Below are 15,309 nucleotides of genomic sequence, written 5' to 3' on the forward strand. Positions count from 1 at the left end.
GCGAAATAGTTTTTACGATGGATAAAAAGTTAGATTATAGACTTTATCGTTCCCCTTCCGGCTGGTACAGCATGGTGATCCCAGGCCACTGGCAGAATATTGTGATCGAAGGTATTCCCGCTTTTTTCGAGGAGAATGGTGCAGGCGCCATGCAAGTCTACGCTTTCGAAAATAAAGAAGGTGGATTCGATCCCGAACAGGAACTAGAAAGATATCTTGCGACCCATAAAATAGAGTATGTGAGAGAGATGGCCGCCTTCTTCGAAAACAACGAAGGTTCAAAGATCATTGCCTGTGAATTCTTAAAAGAAGACGGAAGGCATTGGATGGTCTATCTGGTCTCCGCTAAAAAAAGAATGATCCTAATCACTTATAATGGAGACGAGGAGCCATCCGAAGAATTGGCGGAACAGTTGACCACAGTGGTCAGCTCCATTCGGATCCAAGAATAATTCAATCTATCTTTAGAGTGGATTGTACGGCTCTATGCCAGCGTTCCAATTTTAATTCTCTGAACTTTGGATCCATCTTAGGTTTGAAAATTTTATAACCTCTCTCTAGTTTACTCAATTCTTCCAAACTTTTCCAATAACCGGAACCGAGTCCTGCAAGATAAGCAGCGCCTGTAGCGGTCATATCCGGCTCAGGTGCACGTTTCACTTCCACATTACAGAAGTCTGCAAGACATTGTAGAAGTATGTCCGATTGAGAAACTCCACCGTCCACCATAATGGAACGTACCGGGACATTCGTGTCCTTTTTGATCCCTTCTAATATATCAAATAAAGATAATGCGATCCCTTCGAGTACGGCTCTTGCCACATGCCTTCTATGAGTTGCTAAAGAAAGTCCGAAAATGGAAGCCTTTGCATTCGGATTAAAATGGGGAAATCTCATACCGGAAGCGGTCGGAACGAAGATCACACCTTCAGTGTCGTTAGTTTGAGAAGCAAGTTCGTTCAAAACCTTTGGAGTATCAGAAAGACCTATCCCTTTTCCGAGCCAGTCGATTAAAGTTCCTACAGTACCTGTATATCCTTCTAACATATAAGTAGGCTTTCCACTAAGCCTCCAAGCTACGAGAGGAAACAAACCTCTTTTGGACATTTTAGGTTTATCTCCCATATTCATGTCCACGAATGCACCCGAACCTTGGGAAATTTTGACTCCACCTTTTTCAAAACATGCATGTCCGAATAGCGCAGCCATTTGATCGCCTACTACAGCTCTGATCGGAATTCCAACACCGAATAGAGAAGGATCCGTAGTTCCGAAATCAGCAGCCGTATCCATTACATTCGGAAAAATTTTCATTGGGATATTGAAGATGCCGCAAAGAGGAGCATTCCATTGTAATTGAAAAGGATTGAACATCCCGGTAACTGTTGCGTTAGAAGGATCGCTGATATGCTCTTTTCCTTTGGTGAGTTTATATACGAACCAAGTATCTAGTGTACCAAAAAGTATTTCACCCTTCTTTGCTCTTTTTCTAAGTTCAGGATTTTTGTCGAATACCCATTTCAAACGAACGGAAGCGTGATCCGTGGTGAACTTGAGCATATAGGTTGCGATCAACATAGGATTACCTGTGATCGTCCCTAAGATCCTAGAAACGAATTGGATAACTTTCCAGATCCTATTAGAATTCATTTCCGCGGAAGTTTTGCCGGCCCTTACATCCGCCCAACTGATCAGTTTTGTTAAAGGTTTGCCACTGGATTTTTCCCAAAGAAGAAAAGATCCTCTTTGGTTGCAGATCCCGAGTGAATCCACATTTACAGCTTGGAACTTTCTGTTCTTAAAAGTTTTTTTGAGGATGGAAACAAGCGCCTGCCAAAGTTTTTCGGGATCATGTTCTAAGGCGCCCGGTTCGCTTACAATTGGAGGAGTTTTTTCGTATTGTCTGGATACTATTCTGCCCTTCTTATCGAATAAGATTGCTCGGATCCCACTTCCGCCGCTATCGACAGAAAGAATATATTTTTCTTTTAAGGCAGCCATGACTCTCTCCAATTTTTACTGAGGTAGAATCCTTTAGGATTCGGCTGCGTCAATAAAAAAGCCGCCATGAAGGCGGCCTTAATAACATCGACTCGAATGGATCTCAAGCTTCGCTTACAAGCACACTCTTAAGATGGTTCATCAGATTGGACTCTCTTTCATGTACGATATCTTTAGGCATCTTATGATAGATCCTTTCCCTAGACTTCTCATCCAATTTACCTATGATCATTCCCATAAAGCCCGGTTCTGAAACCAAAATAAAATTGGAGAAGGAATCCTTCTTCCTTTCCAAATTCATAAAATCGCTAAGTTTACCTGCAAAAGCCGCAGCCACTCTCTTTTTCGGTTCGTGAAAAAAATCAAAATCAGATCTGGAAGCCTGGCCTGCTCCTGTAACTAGATCCGAATTTCTAAGTCTTCCTTCGGGATTCTCCATCGTTTGCACCAGCTTCAAACCGTTAGTCGGTCCTTGGTATTCGAAAATTTTTGCCTCGCTTCGGTTTGCAACCACCACCCATTTTTTCTTCATACTGTACCCTCCTATTTATGAAACTTTCCGTCACCGAAAGGTTCGGAATTCGGCCCAATAGTTTTAACCCAAGGAGAAGGAGCTAGCAATTACTTTTCCAAAACCTTCTACTTTCATGAAGATGAGAAAAAACAAATTTTGTTTAATAAGCCCGTAACGATCGTTTGGACAAGAAATAGTTACAATTAAGAGCAAAAGGATTAGAAAAACGAAATATACTTACTAATTGATAAACTGGAATCCCTCTAAATCAAAAAAGAACCAAATCATACGTCAGTCCGCAGACAAATATCAATTCTTGGGACAGCCAGAATGCCTGCTTTTTCAGAAATTCTTTGGTGGACTTTTCCGCATCGCTTTTGAGAATTGTTCTCATTCTTAGTTGACAGATTTCGAAAGGTTTTCTTTTTGAGTTTTAGACTCATTTCAAAACCTAAACATAGAACCATGACTCCTACTAATGAGAATTGAGTCTCAACAGGAGATAACATGAAACGGAACACAACCAAGGCGCTATTGACGATGATTCTAGGAATATCCTTCTTAATGAATTGCGACCAGGGCTCGAAAGAGTCGAACGCTGCACTAGTACTCGGGGCTTTGAATAGTGCCTGCGTAGATGCAGCTGTTGCAGACGATGAGATCGCAGAAACTGCAATCACTGCAGGGATCAACACTTTCCAATTGATCTCCATCCCTACTGCGGGCGCAGCAAGACATATCAGGATAGAAGGAGCATTGCTCCAAGCGTTAAGCGGACACGGAACCATCTACCTAGCTAGCGGATACACTGATGGTCTAGCAGGAACTTCCAGCACACCTACCACTGCTGCAGGCGACGGAAGACTTGTAGTGAATATCTACCAAGGCGGACCTATGGTTTATGCAGGTTATTCCGCAACCACAGCTTATGGAACGGATGATGGAACTGCAACCGCCGCGCTCGGAGGGACAGGAACAAGTCTGTTCTCTTCCTTCACCACTACTGCAAGCGATGTTTGTTTCGATATCAGCGCGGACACCACTCCTAAACTTACCGTTTGGGGAAGCGGATACAAAGGCGCAAACTGTAAGAAGAGATGCACCCTTTCCGAGTCAAACGCGATCATCAATAAAGCGGATTGGCCGAGCGGAGCCGGGATCGGTTCCACCGGCAGCACTAGCACATATTACAAGACCGGAAGCTCCGCTTCCGGGGTAACTGCGACTAAGGTAGTAACTTATAGCACTACTGCGCTTTAAGGATTTTAGGCGGTCGACTTCGGCCGCCTACTGTCATTATTAATTTTTTAATAAGGGGGATTATATAATGAAAACATTACATTCAATTTTCATTATTCTCATGGCAACTTTAAGTGTTTTCTGCGGGCCTAGCACCGGAGGGGACGACGGTCTTGCGATTTTAGCAGCATTGGAAGATGGTGGCGGATGTATCAAGGCCCCCGGTGATACAACAACAACAGGTTCCGGGACTTTTACTACCCGAGTTAACGCAACTGCAAGCGGTTGCTGGGTATATATAGACCTAAAGGCAGGCGGAACAGAGACAACCAAGTCCGGTACATGGGATCTAAAATTTAAAAGATTCGTAATAGGTACCAATAGCGGGACCAGCGGTTCCGGAAATGCAGGCGCTTGTTTTAATGCGGGCGATACAAATCTTGCTGCCGTAACCGGCGGAGATTGTACTCCGGAAGTAGATGAACTCATGTCCCAAACCGGAGGTGGAGGATTCGGAACTGCAACTGAAAACGCAAGCCCTGCTCTCTGGGATTGGTACGATTATAACGGAACCACTCATATTCTAACCGCGAAATCAAGAGGATATTTGATCCAAGGTTCGAACGGAACTTCCTTCTTCGGATTAGAAGTCACAGACTATTATGACAACGCAAGTACTAGTGGATTCCCTACATTTATCTGGAAGGAACTTTGATGGGGAAGATAAAATCATCTTCTCTTCCTAGAACACTTTATCTGATCCTTTTTTCAGGTTTATGTTTCCTAGGAGTTCCTATCTTCTCTCAAGGAGAAGTACTTCCTGAAAAAAAGACGGAAGAAAAAAAAGAAGATCCTGATAAGTCCAAAGCGAATCCGGAAACGGGAAAAGATGTTAGTAATGGGAACAACGATAGAGGCTCCATCATCACCGTTACCGGTACTCGTAGAAAAGGTTTTTTAAAAGATTCCACGATCACTACCGAGGTGATCACCAGAAAAGATATAGATGCAATGGGAGCCAGAGATATCTCCCAAACTCTGGGCAACGTTCCAGGGATAGAAGTTCGTCCGGCTCAAGCGGGAGAAAGAGGATCCACAGTTCGTTTGCAAGGTCTTGCAGGGCAAAACGTTCTTATCTTAGTAGACGGACAAAGGACCACGGGACGTTTCAGCGGTTCCATAGATTTAACTAGATTTAAAGCGGAAGATATAGAAAGAATTGAGATCGTGAAAGGTGCGTCATCCGCTCTTTACGGCTCGGATGCGATCGCAGGTGTGATCAATATCATCACCAAGGAACAAAGAGATCCCTACTCCGCAAACTTTAGGACTTTTATGGGAGGAGGAAATCCTGTCTATTATGGAACAGGAACAGAGTTCCGTAACTACGCATCCGTAGGAGTTCGCAAAGGGATCGTATCCACTAACTTTACTGCAGGTTGGCATAGAGGAGACGGTTACGATCTAACTCCGGATGCGACCTTAGGTCCTAAGAACGGAAGAGTAGAAAGTCTTTCTTCCAGTTATTCCCCCTTTCCTACAGACACTCCTCTTTGGACCAAACTATATATTTATCGCAAAAAACTTCCTTATGAAGGTCCTTTAGAATCCACTTCCGGTAGCGCATTCGAAGACATTAACGTTTCTAATAAGACAACTTTCGATATCTCGGAAACATTTAAAATAGGTTTCCAATTCTATTATAGATATCTAAACCAAAATGCGGTAGATGCTGTTCCTCCAAGAGGAGTTTACGATAGAAGCAATAAAACCCATGACTTCATGGGCGCGGTCAACGCAGATTGGGAAATTACCAAAACATTAAACTTAAACGTAAATACAAACTACGCCAGATTTTTCGATACCTACACATACGACCAAAGAAAGTCGGACGCCCAGGATAAAAGGGAAAAGTTAGATAACGCAGTCACAGAATTGCGGACCCGTTTAGATCACAAGATCTCAGAAGGACATGTAATCTCATATGGTGCGGAAACTTTAATAGACCAATTTTCTTCCGCAAGGATCGCTCCGGATTGTAAGAGAAATTTTCCTTATGTTTGTGCGAGTGATATTCTCGGGGGAACAGACCCGTACCAGACCCAAAATGGATATGCCCAAAGACAAAGAAATGCGTTTTATGTGCAAGATGAATGGAGAGTATCCAGCGCTCCTAGGATCCAGATCGTGCCCGGAATTCGCTCCGACCACGACTCCATTTACGGAGGACAGATCCTTCCTAAATTAGCGGTTCGCTACGATGTGACCGATAAATTCCGCATCAGGGCAGCCAATGGCCTGGGATATAGAGCTCCCAGCTTCCAGGATCTATATTATAATTTTATAAACCCAGGTGTGGGCTATAGAGTAGCAGGAAATCCTGACCTAAAGCCTGAACTTTCTCGCAGTTATAACTTAGGCGGAGAATGGGAACCGAATAAGGTATTCTGGTTTAGCTTTAACTTCTTCTATAATAATATCGATAATTTGATCGGATTCAGGACTAACCCGACTAGGGATGCATCCGGATTACAGATCTTTAATACATCCAATTACCAAAAGGCTCTTACAAAAGGATTCGAATCTTCCGTTACTCTTAGGGTTCATCAGAATATTTCCTTGGGCGGCGGTTATACATATACGGATACAAGAGACGAATTGACCAATCTTCCTTTAGAAGGAAGAGGATATCATAGATGGAATGCCAATATACGAATAGATCACCAACCTAGCGGATTCAGTTTCTCTTTATTCGCGGTGATCTTCGGAAAACAGCCTTATTATTGTCAAAAAAATCCGCTTTGGTGCGATCCTCAATTGCCTACGGAGCTCTCCGCACTTAGCGCTCAGCTTACTACACAAGCAACGAATACGATCAATGCATTATTCGGAAGTATTCCAGGCGGCATCCAAGAATATTGTACGGAAAGAAACTTATCTTACTGTACTACAGGACCCACGTACGGTGTAAGAATGGTGAACCCTCATACCAATTTGAATATCAGAGTTTCTCAGAAAATATTAGGAACTTTTGAAATATTCGCAGGTGTCGACAACCTTCTAGACACATTCGATCTTACTTATAATCCGCAAAAACCTAGATTCTATTATGTGGGGATAGATGGAAGGTTCAGCGCGGGCGCGGCTCCTGCGGATTATTCCGCGGCGCCGATACCTTCTTCTTCGCCTGTACCGGGAGTCCGGTAAAAACATTCTAAAATTGGGAGAACCAATATGAAAAAACTCTTAACCTTGGCTTTGTTCGTCTGTTTACCTGCATCTATCTTTGCAGAGGCAAAGGATCTTAGGATCGTAACATTGAACGGAACCGTTTCCGAGATCGTTTTTGCATTAGGAAAAGGTAAACTAGTAGTGGGCAATGACACTTCTTCCCTTTATCCTCCGGAAGCATTAGCACTTCCTAAAGTAGGCTACCAAAGAGCGCTTTCCGCAGAAGGGATTCTTTCCTTAAAGCCGAATTTGATCCTTGGATTAGAGTATGCAGGTCCTCCCGAAGTAATAGAACAACTCAAATCTGCAGGTTTAAAAGTGATTATCTATCCTGGATTGCCAGGAGTAGAACCTGCGTTAAATAATATTCTTGCGATCGGAAAAGAGATCGGTGCGGAAAAAGAAGCACTAAAGATCGTGCAAGACATCCGCAAAAAACATTCCAAAATTGCGGAGAAGGTTTCCAAATTAAAATCCAAACCTAAAGTCCTATTCGTATATCATAGGGGAACAAGCCTTGCACAAGTTTCAGGAACGGAAACTCCTGCAGACGAAATGATCCGACTCGGCGGAGGGATCAATGCAGTGGATGGATTCAAAGGTTTTAAGCCGATCACTCCTGAGGCAGTGATAGCAGCACAACCGGATATTATCTTAATTCCAAGCAGAGGTTTAGAAAGCCTTGGCGGAAAAGACGGAGTATTCTCTCTTCCGGGAGTAAAAGATACTCCTGCAGGAAAAAAATCCAGAGTAGTTGCGATAGACGATCTAATCCTTTTAGGCTTCGGTCCGAGACTTGGTCAAGGGATCGAGGAATTATTCGAGTCATTCCATCTTAAAACGCCTGGGAAAAAATGATTATATCCTCTCCGGAAACTTCTTCCCCTGAAATGAAAAGTATAGGGGTAGAAAAGAAAAAGATAACAGGACGAAAAGTCCCACCTATTCTCGTATACACGTTGTTAGCCGTTGGACTTTTCGGGATCGGGATACTTTCTCTTAAATTCGGATCCATACAACTTTCTACCGAAGAGATCCTGAAAGTATTGATCTTAAGACAGGATTCCCTATCTGAATTAGAGATCCCGCATTCCGTTCTAGTTTGGAATTTGAGAATGCCAAGACTCGTACTATCTATGTTAGTCGGAGCTTGTCTTGCGTCTGCAGGAGTTTGTATACAAGGACTATTTCGAAATCCATTGGTAGAACCTGGATTTATAGGAGTAAGCCCAGGGGCAGCATTAGCAGCTTCTACCTGGATCGTATTCTCCGAAAAAATACTTACATTCTTCCCCGCAGAACTGAAAGGAAAAGAAAGTTTTCTATTGCAGTTATGCGCCTTTGGAGGAGCGCTTTCTGTTTCCTTCTTCTTACATGTGGTTTCCAAAAGAGAAGGTGGAGGATTTTCCTTAGTTCTGGTGCTTGCAGGGATCGCGGTAAACGCGACCGTAGTTTCTCTTTTAGGATTTTTATCCTATCTCGCAGACGATGCGCAACTTAGAAATCTTACTTTCTGGAGTTTGGGAAGTATGGCAATCGCAAGCTGGCATAAAATTTATCTACTCGGTTCCGTTCTTCTAATCGTTACCTTCTTCTTTCCAGTACTTGCCAGAGGTTTGGACGCTTTAGCATTAGGTGAGGCAGAAGCTTTTCATACAGGCTTCAAGGTAAGAAGGATCCGAAATCTTACCATTGTTCTAGCAAGTCTATTAGTAGGAGTTAGCATTTCCATCTGTGGAAATATCGCATTCGTAGGTTTGATCGTTCCTCATATTCTGAGAATGGTTTTAGGACCGGGCCATAAAACGTTATTACCTGCTTCCTTATTCGGAGGAGCGCTTCTTCTCTCTATAGCGGACTTGGCTGCACGCACTGTCGCCTTCCCATCTGAACTTCCGATCGGAATCATTGCCGCAGGAATAGGTGGTCCATTCTTTCTGTCCTTAATCCTACAAGCAAAACGTAGAGAAGGTGAATTTAGATGAGCCTAGTATTATCAGACGTTTCCTTATCCAGAGGGGGAAGATTCTTATTGTCAGGGGTCAATATAAGTTTGTATCCGGGAGAACTTTTGATCGTGCTTGGTCCAAACGGAGCGGGAAAATCCACCTTATTAAAATTATTCTCCGGAGAAATGTCCCCGGATAAAGGATTCGTGCTTTTGGATGGGATTCCTTTGTCGGAGTACGATTCGGAAGACCTGGCGCTTCGCAGAAGTGTTCTCTCCCAAGAATCAGAGATCCATTTCCCGTTTATCGCGGATGAGATCGTTCGTATGGGAAGATCATGCTCTAAATTAAGAGTTCCTAAACCATTAGAGGACCAGATCACCGAAGATGCGTTTCATGCGGTACATCTAGGGGAACGAGAAAGATTCCAAACTTATAATAAACTTTCGGGTGGAGAAAAACAAAGGACCCAAATGGCAAGGGTTTTGGTACAGGACAAGGAACCAACCCAAAGAGAAAGTTACGTTCTTTTGGACGAACCGGGAGCTTCTCTAGATCCGAATAGAATACATTCTCTATTAGAAAAAGCAAAACAACTCAGTAAAGAAGGAAGAGGCGTTCTCTGTATCCTTCACGATTTGAATCTAGCTTTGAGATATGCCGATCGGATTGCAGTATTAAAAGAAGGTAAGATACTAGCGGACGGAGTTCCGGAGAATATACTGGATGAGGATTTTGTCTTAGAACATTTCAGATTGAGAACTAAAAAGGTCCCGTTTCCGGAAGGAGGGCATTATCTCATCCCTCTCGGCCCCGCAGAACAACACACAAAAAAAGAACCGCCATATACATTAGATGCTAAAGGAGTAAAAGAAAATGTCCATCGCTGAATCGTTAGAAATCGAGAATATCATCAAAGATTGGAAACAGATCAAAGAAACACAACCTCGTCTTAGAATGAGAGAGATCGCTTCCCAACTAAAAACTTCGGAAGGTGGACTATTAGCTGCCTCCGAGATCTCAAAAACGGAAGGATTCCCTCAAGTTTCTTCCCTCCAAACCAGCTGGGGTGAATTGTTCGCAAAATTCGGAGAATTGGGACATGTAATGGTCCTCACTCGAAACGAAGCCTGCGTACATGAAAGAAAAGGAATATTCGAAAAAGTAAGTTCCGGCCCGGGACATATCCTAGTCGTTGGAGCGGATATTGATCTCAGACTTTTCCCAGGAATTTGGAAATACGGATTTTCTGTAGAAGAACCTAAACAAGATTCCATCCAAAGATCCTTTCAGTTCTTCAATGAAAATGGAGAGGCTATGTTCAAACTTTTCCTTACTGATAAATCGAATGTGTCCGCTTGGGAAAAACTAAGATCGGAATTCAAAAACGAATCTCCAGACTTCTCCTCCTTATTCTCTTCTGAAAACAAAAAGGAAACCGCTGTAGCGGAGAAAAAAGAACTTAAGCCGGAAACCAAGGCTGAATTCTTAAACGACTGGGCAAAATTAGAAGACACTCACGAGTTTTTCTCTCTATTAAAAAAACATGGTGTTTCCAGGATCCAATCCATGGAGATCGCCAGCGGAAAATTCACTAAAACCGTCGAGCCCAAAGCAGTATTAAGAATGTTAGAAATGGCTTCCTTAGACAGGACACCGATCATGGTTTTCGTGGGAAACCCAGGTTCCATCCAGATCCATACGGGAGAAGTCACCAATATTAAGGTTTTGGAATCTTGGTGGAATGTACTTGATCCTGAATTCAATCTACACTTAAGATCCGACCTGATCTCCAAAGTGTATATAGTGGATAAACCTTCTAAAGACGGAATGATCCACTCCATGGAAGTATACGATGAGAACGGAGAATTGATCGTTCAGTTTTTCGGGAAAAGAAAACCGGGACAGCCGGAAAGAACCGATTGGGTCGGCCTATTAGATAAGGTGTCAGTGCTCGCCTAAGAATACAAGGATCGTTAGCTCTTTTACAATAAGTCCAAAGAGCTAACGAAGTTTTCCTTAAACACTCTTATGTGTTTCTATATAAAAATCAGCCGAGATACGACCGGATCCATAGAGAGAAAAGTGTAAAAGTAAAAGTAGGATCATGGACGCGTAAGGCAGATTTGATCCGGGAGATACGAAACCTTCTCTTGCATGGATGAACAAAACGGCCCCGACTAGCACGGGCAATTGTAAAATTGCGGAGAATCTAGTCAGAAGTCCTACCATCAGCAGCACACCACCACAAATGTGAGCGATCACTATATAATGAGCGAGTAATGTAGAAGCATAAGGAGCGTTATTTAGTTCCATGAGTCGGATGAGCGCATCCGTATCTGCAAGGAATGCTAATCCCTTATACACAAGAACACCGCCTAAATATACGCGGACCATATCGATCCACCAATCCCGATGAGTCTCTAACCAATCATGCCATCTTTCCATACGGACCTCCGTCCTGCGATGGAACATTCTATCTTTCTTTTTTTGAAAATCAAGACCTCTTGTAAAAAAGAGATCTTGTATATCGAACAATCGTTTATTAATATATAGATAAACTCATCCAAAAGGATTATCGTTCAGTAAGGATCATTTGCAGAGTAACTTTCTACTCTCTAATCTGCATCGAGTAGTTCTGCCGGCTTTCGTATATTTACCGTTCCCGTTACCTTCTGCTGTAAACGATCCGGTAAAAACGGAACCGTCCCGAAACACATAACGTCCAGAACCTATTTTTTTATCTTCGGACCAATTGCCCTCGTATCTATCTCCATCCGAATACGCCAAAGTCCCCCAACCTTCTCTCATCTCTCCCACAAATCTGCCGGAGTAAACGTCTTTGGTATCGTAAACATAGACACCTTCTCCGTTCTTACAATTTCCTTTTTTACATCCGGGAGAACCGCTTGCAAAAGATCTAAGACTGACTCCGGGACTTGGCTCCGGTTTTCTTTCGATAGGTTTGCCGTCCGCATCCTCGTCGAAATATTCTCTGGAAGAAATATCTGAGTCCTGGTCCCTATCGTCCGCTTTCTTTTTAGGTTTTAATCTTTCGATCTCAGGGTTGGACTTTGGCTTTGGTTTGGAACAATCGGAAAAGAAGAAGGAGCTGGAAAATAAGAATACGAACAAGGAAATCGAGGTGAAAATTCTTTTGATCATTCTGGATCCCGGATTTCCTACAGAGAGCCCGGGAAGATCAGAATGTCAATAAAGTTCTAAGACTGTTTTTCCAAAACAAGCAGAGTGATCTCAGAAGGAGCTCCAATTCTTAATGGAGGTCCCCAGTAACCGGTTCCCCTACTTACGTAAAGTTGGGTATCTTCCCATTTACTCAAACCCGCCACAAACTTTTGGAACAGATGGATAAACACATTTCCTGGAAAATACTGCCCTCCATGAGTGTGACCGGAAAGTTGAAGATCGTAACCTACCTTAGCCGCCTCAAAAATGGAATTCGGTTGGTGAGCAAGTAACACCTTGTAATGGGCCCCTTCCGTTCCGAGAGAAGCCTGTTTAGGATCTGTTCTATGACCTGGAATAATCGTATGTGCCTTATAATCAGTTACACCTGCGACAGCTATCTTTGCGCCATTATGATCTATTAGTTTATTCTGATTTAATAATACATTTATTCCAAGATCTTCTAATTCTCGGATCCAAGCGATTACACCAGAATAATACTCATGGTTTCCTGTTACAAAGAATGTACCATACTTAGATTCCAGATCTTTCAGCGAAGAAACATGATGTTTCAACATATTTACGGTGCCATCGACCAGGTCCCCGGTAATTGCAATCAGATCCGGCTTTAAAGAATTTGTTTTGGAGACCACACCTTCTAAAAACTTCCCCTTAATCGTTGGCCCGATATGGATGTCGGAAAGTTGTGCGATCTTAAAGCCGTGCAGACCGTCAGGAAGATCCTTTACCTTGATTCTCACATGTTTGACCGTAGGAGTTTTTTTAGCTTGGTAAAATCCGAAAGCGGTTAACCCACCTGCGATCCCTAAAAGTGTAAAGGAAGAGATCCTGGCTAAAAAGTCCCCTCTTCCGAATTTTTCCGCCCCCATTAACGTTTCGATTTCGGCTGATGCGACAGAAATACTTTTGGATTGTAGAAGGTCCGAAAGATAAATAACTCCTCTCCAAGCCAAGTTTCCCAGATCTTTAAAAACTACGAAGGAAACGAGAATGGTCGCAAATCCCAAAGTAGTAAAAGCGGAATAGGCCCAGAACTTTTGCCATTGGGTTTCTCTAAAAAATAAACTTAAAAGATATGCGCTAGGGGTGAGAAGGACCAGGAAAACTACTCCGATCCATAAAGAAACCTTCTGAAAAGTTCCGAGTTCAAAAGGTGCGATCAAACGACTCGTCGCGTAAGAATAACCTATCAAAAGAATAACGGTAAAAACACTAAGAAAAATCAATAACCTTTGCAAATCGAACTCCATCACCGGATACTTATATCCGACCGAAAAAAAGGGCGAGAGTTCCTCTAAAAACAGCCTTTCTCACATTTTGTTTCGACAGAAACGACAATCCGTTGACTTACTCGCCGATCCATGAGAGTCTTGCCCCATCTATGTCTACCACTGACTCGGAAACCAGAAAATACAAAAGTCTACTGAATACGAGTACGATCCTAAATGCAAATTTAGACCTATACCAACTTCTACCTTTGATCATGTTGTATTCCAAAGATCTGTTAGAAGCGGAAGCAAGCTCCCTATTTTTATTAGAGGAGAAGGACGGATTTTTATACTGCGAAGTTGCCTTGGGTGAAAAAGGAGAGATCGTCCAAAAATATGCAAGGCTCGAACCTGGACAGGGGATCGCGGGCTGGGTGGCTAAAGAAAAAAAACCGATCATTCTAGAAGACGCCTATACGGACCCCAGATTCAACCCTGCTTTGGACCAAAAAACAGGATTTAGGACCAGGTCACTTGCATGCGTTCCTTTATACATTGCGGACAAGGTGATCGGAACCCTTGAAATTCTGAACAAATCGGACAACAGAAGTTTTGATGCCTCGGATGTAGAGGTTCTCAATTCACTTTCCGAAATGGCCGCAATCGCAATCAAAAATGCACAAGCACACGAAACCCTTAAGAAGAGGGTGTTGGAACTCCGACTACTTTACGAATTCGAAAAATTAACGGTCGCAGAAAAAAGCATCCATGAATTAGGAAATTGGCTCTTAGACAAGGTACTCGAATTCTTAGAAGCAAAAGCAGGAACCATTTATATTGCGGATCCTACGTTAGAAGTCCTGCGTGTTTTAGCGGCCAGAGGGATCCCAGAAGAAGCAATTCATAATATACAAGTCCCTTATGGAGAAGGAATATCAGGCTGGGTTGCAAAAGAAAAACAAAGCCTACTCATCCAAAATCTGGACGAGGACCCAAGATACGATAAGAGCGCTAAATATAAATTCGAAGCAAACTCTCTCATCTCCGCCCCGTTACTATTCAGAGGAGAATTATTGGGAGTTATCAGCGTAAACAATAAGTATTCGGGATTCGCATTCACACATGCAGATCTAGAAATGTTGGGCGCTATCGCAAACAGGTTAAGTGTCACCATCAAAAACGCGAATCTTTTCCACAAAGTTTTGGATACGGATAGGGAATTAAAGCGTGCCAGAGAAGTAATGCATAAGATACTTCCTTCTAGTCTTCCTTATGTGGGAGGGTTGGAATTCGGAGTACAACATATTCCTTACGATAATGTAGGTGGAGATTTTTATAATATTTTAAAATTAGACGAGAATCGTAGTGCGGTCCTGATCGCTGACGTTTCCGGTCATGGGCTTTCCGCCTCTGTAGTTGCGACAGTCATTCATACCGTCGTGAGCACATTCGATTCCGAAACATTAGGAAGTCCTTCCAAGTTTTTCACCGCACTCAACTACGCGTTGTATAATAAATTAGCTGGAAATTTCCTTACCGCATTTTACGGGATTATCCATACAGGCACCAACACACTGTCTTATACGAATGCAGGTCATAATCCTCCAATCCTGTATAGAAAATCGGAAGGAAGTTCCTTACATCTGGAAACAAAAGGAAAACTGGTCGGGGTGATCCCTGACTTATTCTTCGAAGAATATGTAACTTCTTTCCAGCCGCAAGACAGATTGGTCTTATATACGGACGGACTTACGGAACATTCTAACACGGATAGGACCAGAAGATACAGCGAAGACTTACTGAGCCTAGCAGTCCGAAATCATTCTCAGACCCAGTCAGCACAAGCAGCGGAAACTTTAATTAAAGAATGTAGGACCTATTGCCATAGATCCGATTTTGAAGATGACGTTACTCTATTGATCGTGGATAGAGTTTAGGATTTGCTGCTCGCAATCTTATG

Annotated in this window: 14 protein-coding genes; 9 read left to right on the top strand and 5 right to left on the bottom strand. The window is 42.8% G+C overall.

What is annotated here, in order from left to right:
* Window positions 1-17 precede the first annotated feature (17 nt).
* On the top strand, window positions 18-452 hold the full coding sequence (locus tag LPTSP_RS09880; RefSeq protein ID WP_108928627.1) for a hypothetical protein: 435 nt from the start codon (window positions 18-20) through the stop codon (window positions 450-452).
* A gap of 1 nt (window position 453) precedes the next feature.
* On the opposite strand, the gene LPTSP_RS09885 is transcribed toward LPTSP_RS09880, so the two are convergent.
* Entirely contained in the window at window positions 454-2,001 is a 1,548-nt protein-coding gene (locus LPTSP_RS09885) for a glycerol kinase 5 (protein WP_108928628.1), read from the bottom strand.
* 103 nt (window positions 2,002-2,104) lie between these two features.
* A complete protein-coding gene (locus LPTSP_RS09890) occupies window positions 2,105-2,533 on the bottom strand; it encodes a host attachment protein (RefSeq protein WP_108928629.1) in 429 nt (142 codons plus the stop codon).
* Window positions 2,534-3,022: 489 nt separating this feature from the next.
* Between LPTSP_RS09890 and LPTSP_RS09895 the strand changes: the two genes are divergently transcribed.
* From LPTSP_RS09895 to LPTSP_RS09925, 7 genes are all read left to right on the top strand, one after another.
* Window positions 3,023-3,775 carry a hypothetical protein gene (locus LPTSP_RS09895; protein WP_245915540.1) on the top strand — a complete coding sequence of 251 codons (753 nt, stop codon included), beginning with the start codon at window positions 3,023-3,025 and terminating at the stop codon, window positions 3,773-3,775.
* A gap of 67 nt (window positions 3,776-3,842) precedes the next feature.
* Window positions 3,843-4,469 (top strand): HmuY family protein, encoded by a 627-nt coding sequence (locus LPTSP_RS09900; protein ID WP_108928630.1) that lies wholly within the window; start codon window positions 3,843-3,845, stop codon window positions 4,467-4,469.
* Window positions 4,469-6,961 (top strand): TonB-dependent receptor plug domain-containing protein, encoded by a 2,493-nt coding sequence (locus tag LPTSP_RS09905; RefSeq protein ID WP_108928631.1) that lies wholly within the window; start codon window positions 4,469-4,471, stop codon window positions 6,959-6,961. The genes LPTSP_RS09900 and LPTSP_RS09905 overlap by 1 nt, the downstream gene beginning before the upstream one ends.
* Window positions 6,962-6,988: 27 nt before the next feature.
* On the top strand, window positions 6,989-7,843 hold the full coding sequence (locus LPTSP_RS09910) for a heme/hemin ABC transporter substrate-binding protein (protein ID WP_108928632.1): 855 nt from the start codon (window positions 6,989-6,991) through the stop codon (window positions 7,841-7,843).
* Window positions 7,840-8,970: a FecCD family ABC transporter permease gene (locus tag LPTSP_RS09915; protein ID WP_108928633.1), complete on the top strand. Its 1,131-nt coding sequence runs from the start codon at window positions 7,840-7,842 to the stop codon at window positions 8,968-8,970. Before LPTSP_RS09910 ends, LPTSP_RS09915 begins: the two co-directional genes overlap by 4 nt.
* Complete coding sequence (locus LPTSP_RS09920; RefSeq protein ID WP_108928634.1) at window positions 8,967-9,824, top strand: ATP-binding cassette domain-containing protein; 858 nt, start codon at window positions 8,967-8,969, stop codon at window positions 9,822-9,824. The genes LPTSP_RS09915 and LPTSP_RS09920 overlap by 4 nt, the downstream gene beginning before the upstream one ends.
* On the top strand, window positions 9,811-10,896 hold the full coding sequence (locus LPTSP_RS09925) for a hemin-degrading factor (RefSeq protein WP_108928635.1): 1,086 nt from the start codon (window positions 9,811-9,813) through the stop codon (window positions 10,894-10,896). Before LPTSP_RS09920 ends, LPTSP_RS09925 begins: the two co-directional genes overlap by 14 nt.
* Before the next feature lie 57 nt (window positions 10,897-10,953).
* On the opposite strand, the gene LPTSP_RS09930 is transcribed toward LPTSP_RS09925, so the two are convergent.
* From LPTSP_RS09930 to LPTSP_RS09940, 3 genes are all read right to left on the bottom strand, one after another.
* The gene (locus LPTSP_RS09930) at window positions 10,954-11,382 is read right to left on the bottom strand and encodes a DoxX family protein (RefSeq protein WP_108929866.1); all 429 of its coding nucleotides are present in this window, start codon (window positions 11,380-11,382) and stop codon (window positions 10,954-10,956) included.
* A 144-nt stretch (window positions 11,383-11,526) separates the two neighbouring features.
* A complete protein-coding gene (locus tag LPTSP_RS09935) occupies window positions 11,527-12,099 on the bottom strand; it encodes an MORN repeat-containing protein (protein WP_108928636.1) in 573 nt (190 codons plus the stop codon).
* A gap of 56 nt (window positions 12,100-12,155) precedes the next feature.
* Window positions 12,156-13,391, bottom strand: a complete 1,236-nt coding sequence (locus LPTSP_RS09940; RefSeq protein ID WP_108928637.1) for a metallophosphoesterase — start codon at window positions 13,389-13,391, stop codon at window positions 12,156-12,158.
* 131 nt (window positions 13,392-13,522) lie between these two features.
* On the opposite strand from LPTSP_RS09940, the gene LPTSP_RS09945 reads away from it, so the two are divergent.
* Entirely contained in the window at window positions 13,523-15,286 is a 1,764-nt protein-coding gene (locus tag LPTSP_RS09945; protein ID WP_108928638.1) for a GAF domain-containing SpoIIE family protein phosphatase, read from the top strand.
* Window positions 15,287-15,309 lie beyond the last annotated feature (23 nt).

The organism is Leptospira johnsonii (assembly GCF_003112675.1).
Classification (GTDB): Bacteria; Spirochaetota; Leptospiria; order Leptospirales; family Leptospiraceae; genus Leptospira_B; species Leptospira_B johnsonii.

What these genes read in the sequence shown, in the direction of transcription:
- LPTSP_RS09880 (WP_108928627.1), top strand. Translation starts at nt 18, where the DNA reads ATGGATAAAAAGTTAGATTATAGACTTTATCGTTCCCCTTCCGGCTGG.
- LPTSP_RS09935 (WP_108928636.1), bottom strand. Translation starts at nt 12,099, where the DNA reads ATGATCAAAAGAATTTTCACCTCGATTTCCTTGTTCGTATTCTTATTT.
- LPTSP_RS09910 (WP_108928632.1), top strand. Translation starts at nt 6,989, where the DNA reads ATGAAAAAACTCTTAACCTTGGCTTTGTTCGTCTGTTTACCTGCATCT.
- LPTSP_RS09890 (WP_108928629.1), bottom strand. Translation starts at nt 2,533, where the DNA reads ATGAAGAAAAAATGGGTGGTGGTTGCAAACCGAAGCGAGGCAAAAATT.
- LPTSP_RS09930 (WP_108929866.1), bottom strand. Translation starts at nt 11,382, where the DNA reads ATGGAAAGATGGCATGATTGGTTAGAGACTCATCGGGATTGGTGGATC.
- LPTSP_RS09900 (WP_108928630.1), top strand. Translation starts at nt 3,843, where the DNA reads ATGAAAACATTACATTCAATTTTCATTATTCTCATGGCAACTTTAAGT.
- LPTSP_RS09940 (WP_108928637.1), bottom strand. Translation starts at nt 13,391, where the DNA reads ATGGAGTTCGATTTGCAAAGGTTATTGATTTTTCTTAGTGTTTTTACC.
- LPTSP_RS09905 (WP_108928631.1), top strand. Translation starts at nt 4,469, where the DNA reads ATGGGGAAGATAAAATCATCTTCTCTTCCTAGAACACTTTATCTGATC.
- LPTSP_RS09920 (WP_108928634.1), top strand. Translation starts at nt 8,967, where the DNA reads ATGAGCCTAGTATTATCAGACGTTTCCTTATCCAGAGGGGGAAGATTC.
- LPTSP_RS09895 (WP_245915540.1), top strand. Translation starts at nt 3,023, where the DNA reads ATGAAACGGAACACAACCAAGGCGCTATTGACGATGATTCTAGGAATA.
- LPTSP_RS09925 (WP_108928635.1), top strand. Translation starts at nt 9,811, where the DNA reads ATGTCCATCGCTGAATCGTTAGAAATCGAGAATATCATCAAAGATTGG.
- LPTSP_RS09915 (WP_108928633.1), top strand. Translation starts at nt 7,840, where the DNA reads ATGATTATATCCTCTCCGGAAACTTCTTCCCCTGAAATGAAAAGTATA.
- LPTSP_RS09885 (WP_108928628.1), bottom strand. Translation starts at nt 2,001, where the DNA reads ATGGCTGCCTTAAAAGAAAAATATATTCTTTCTGTCGATAGCGGCGGA.
- LPTSP_RS09945 (WP_108928638.1), top strand. Translation starts at nt 13,523, where the DNA reads ATGTCTACCACTGACTCGGAAACCAGAAAATACAAAAGTCTACTGAAT.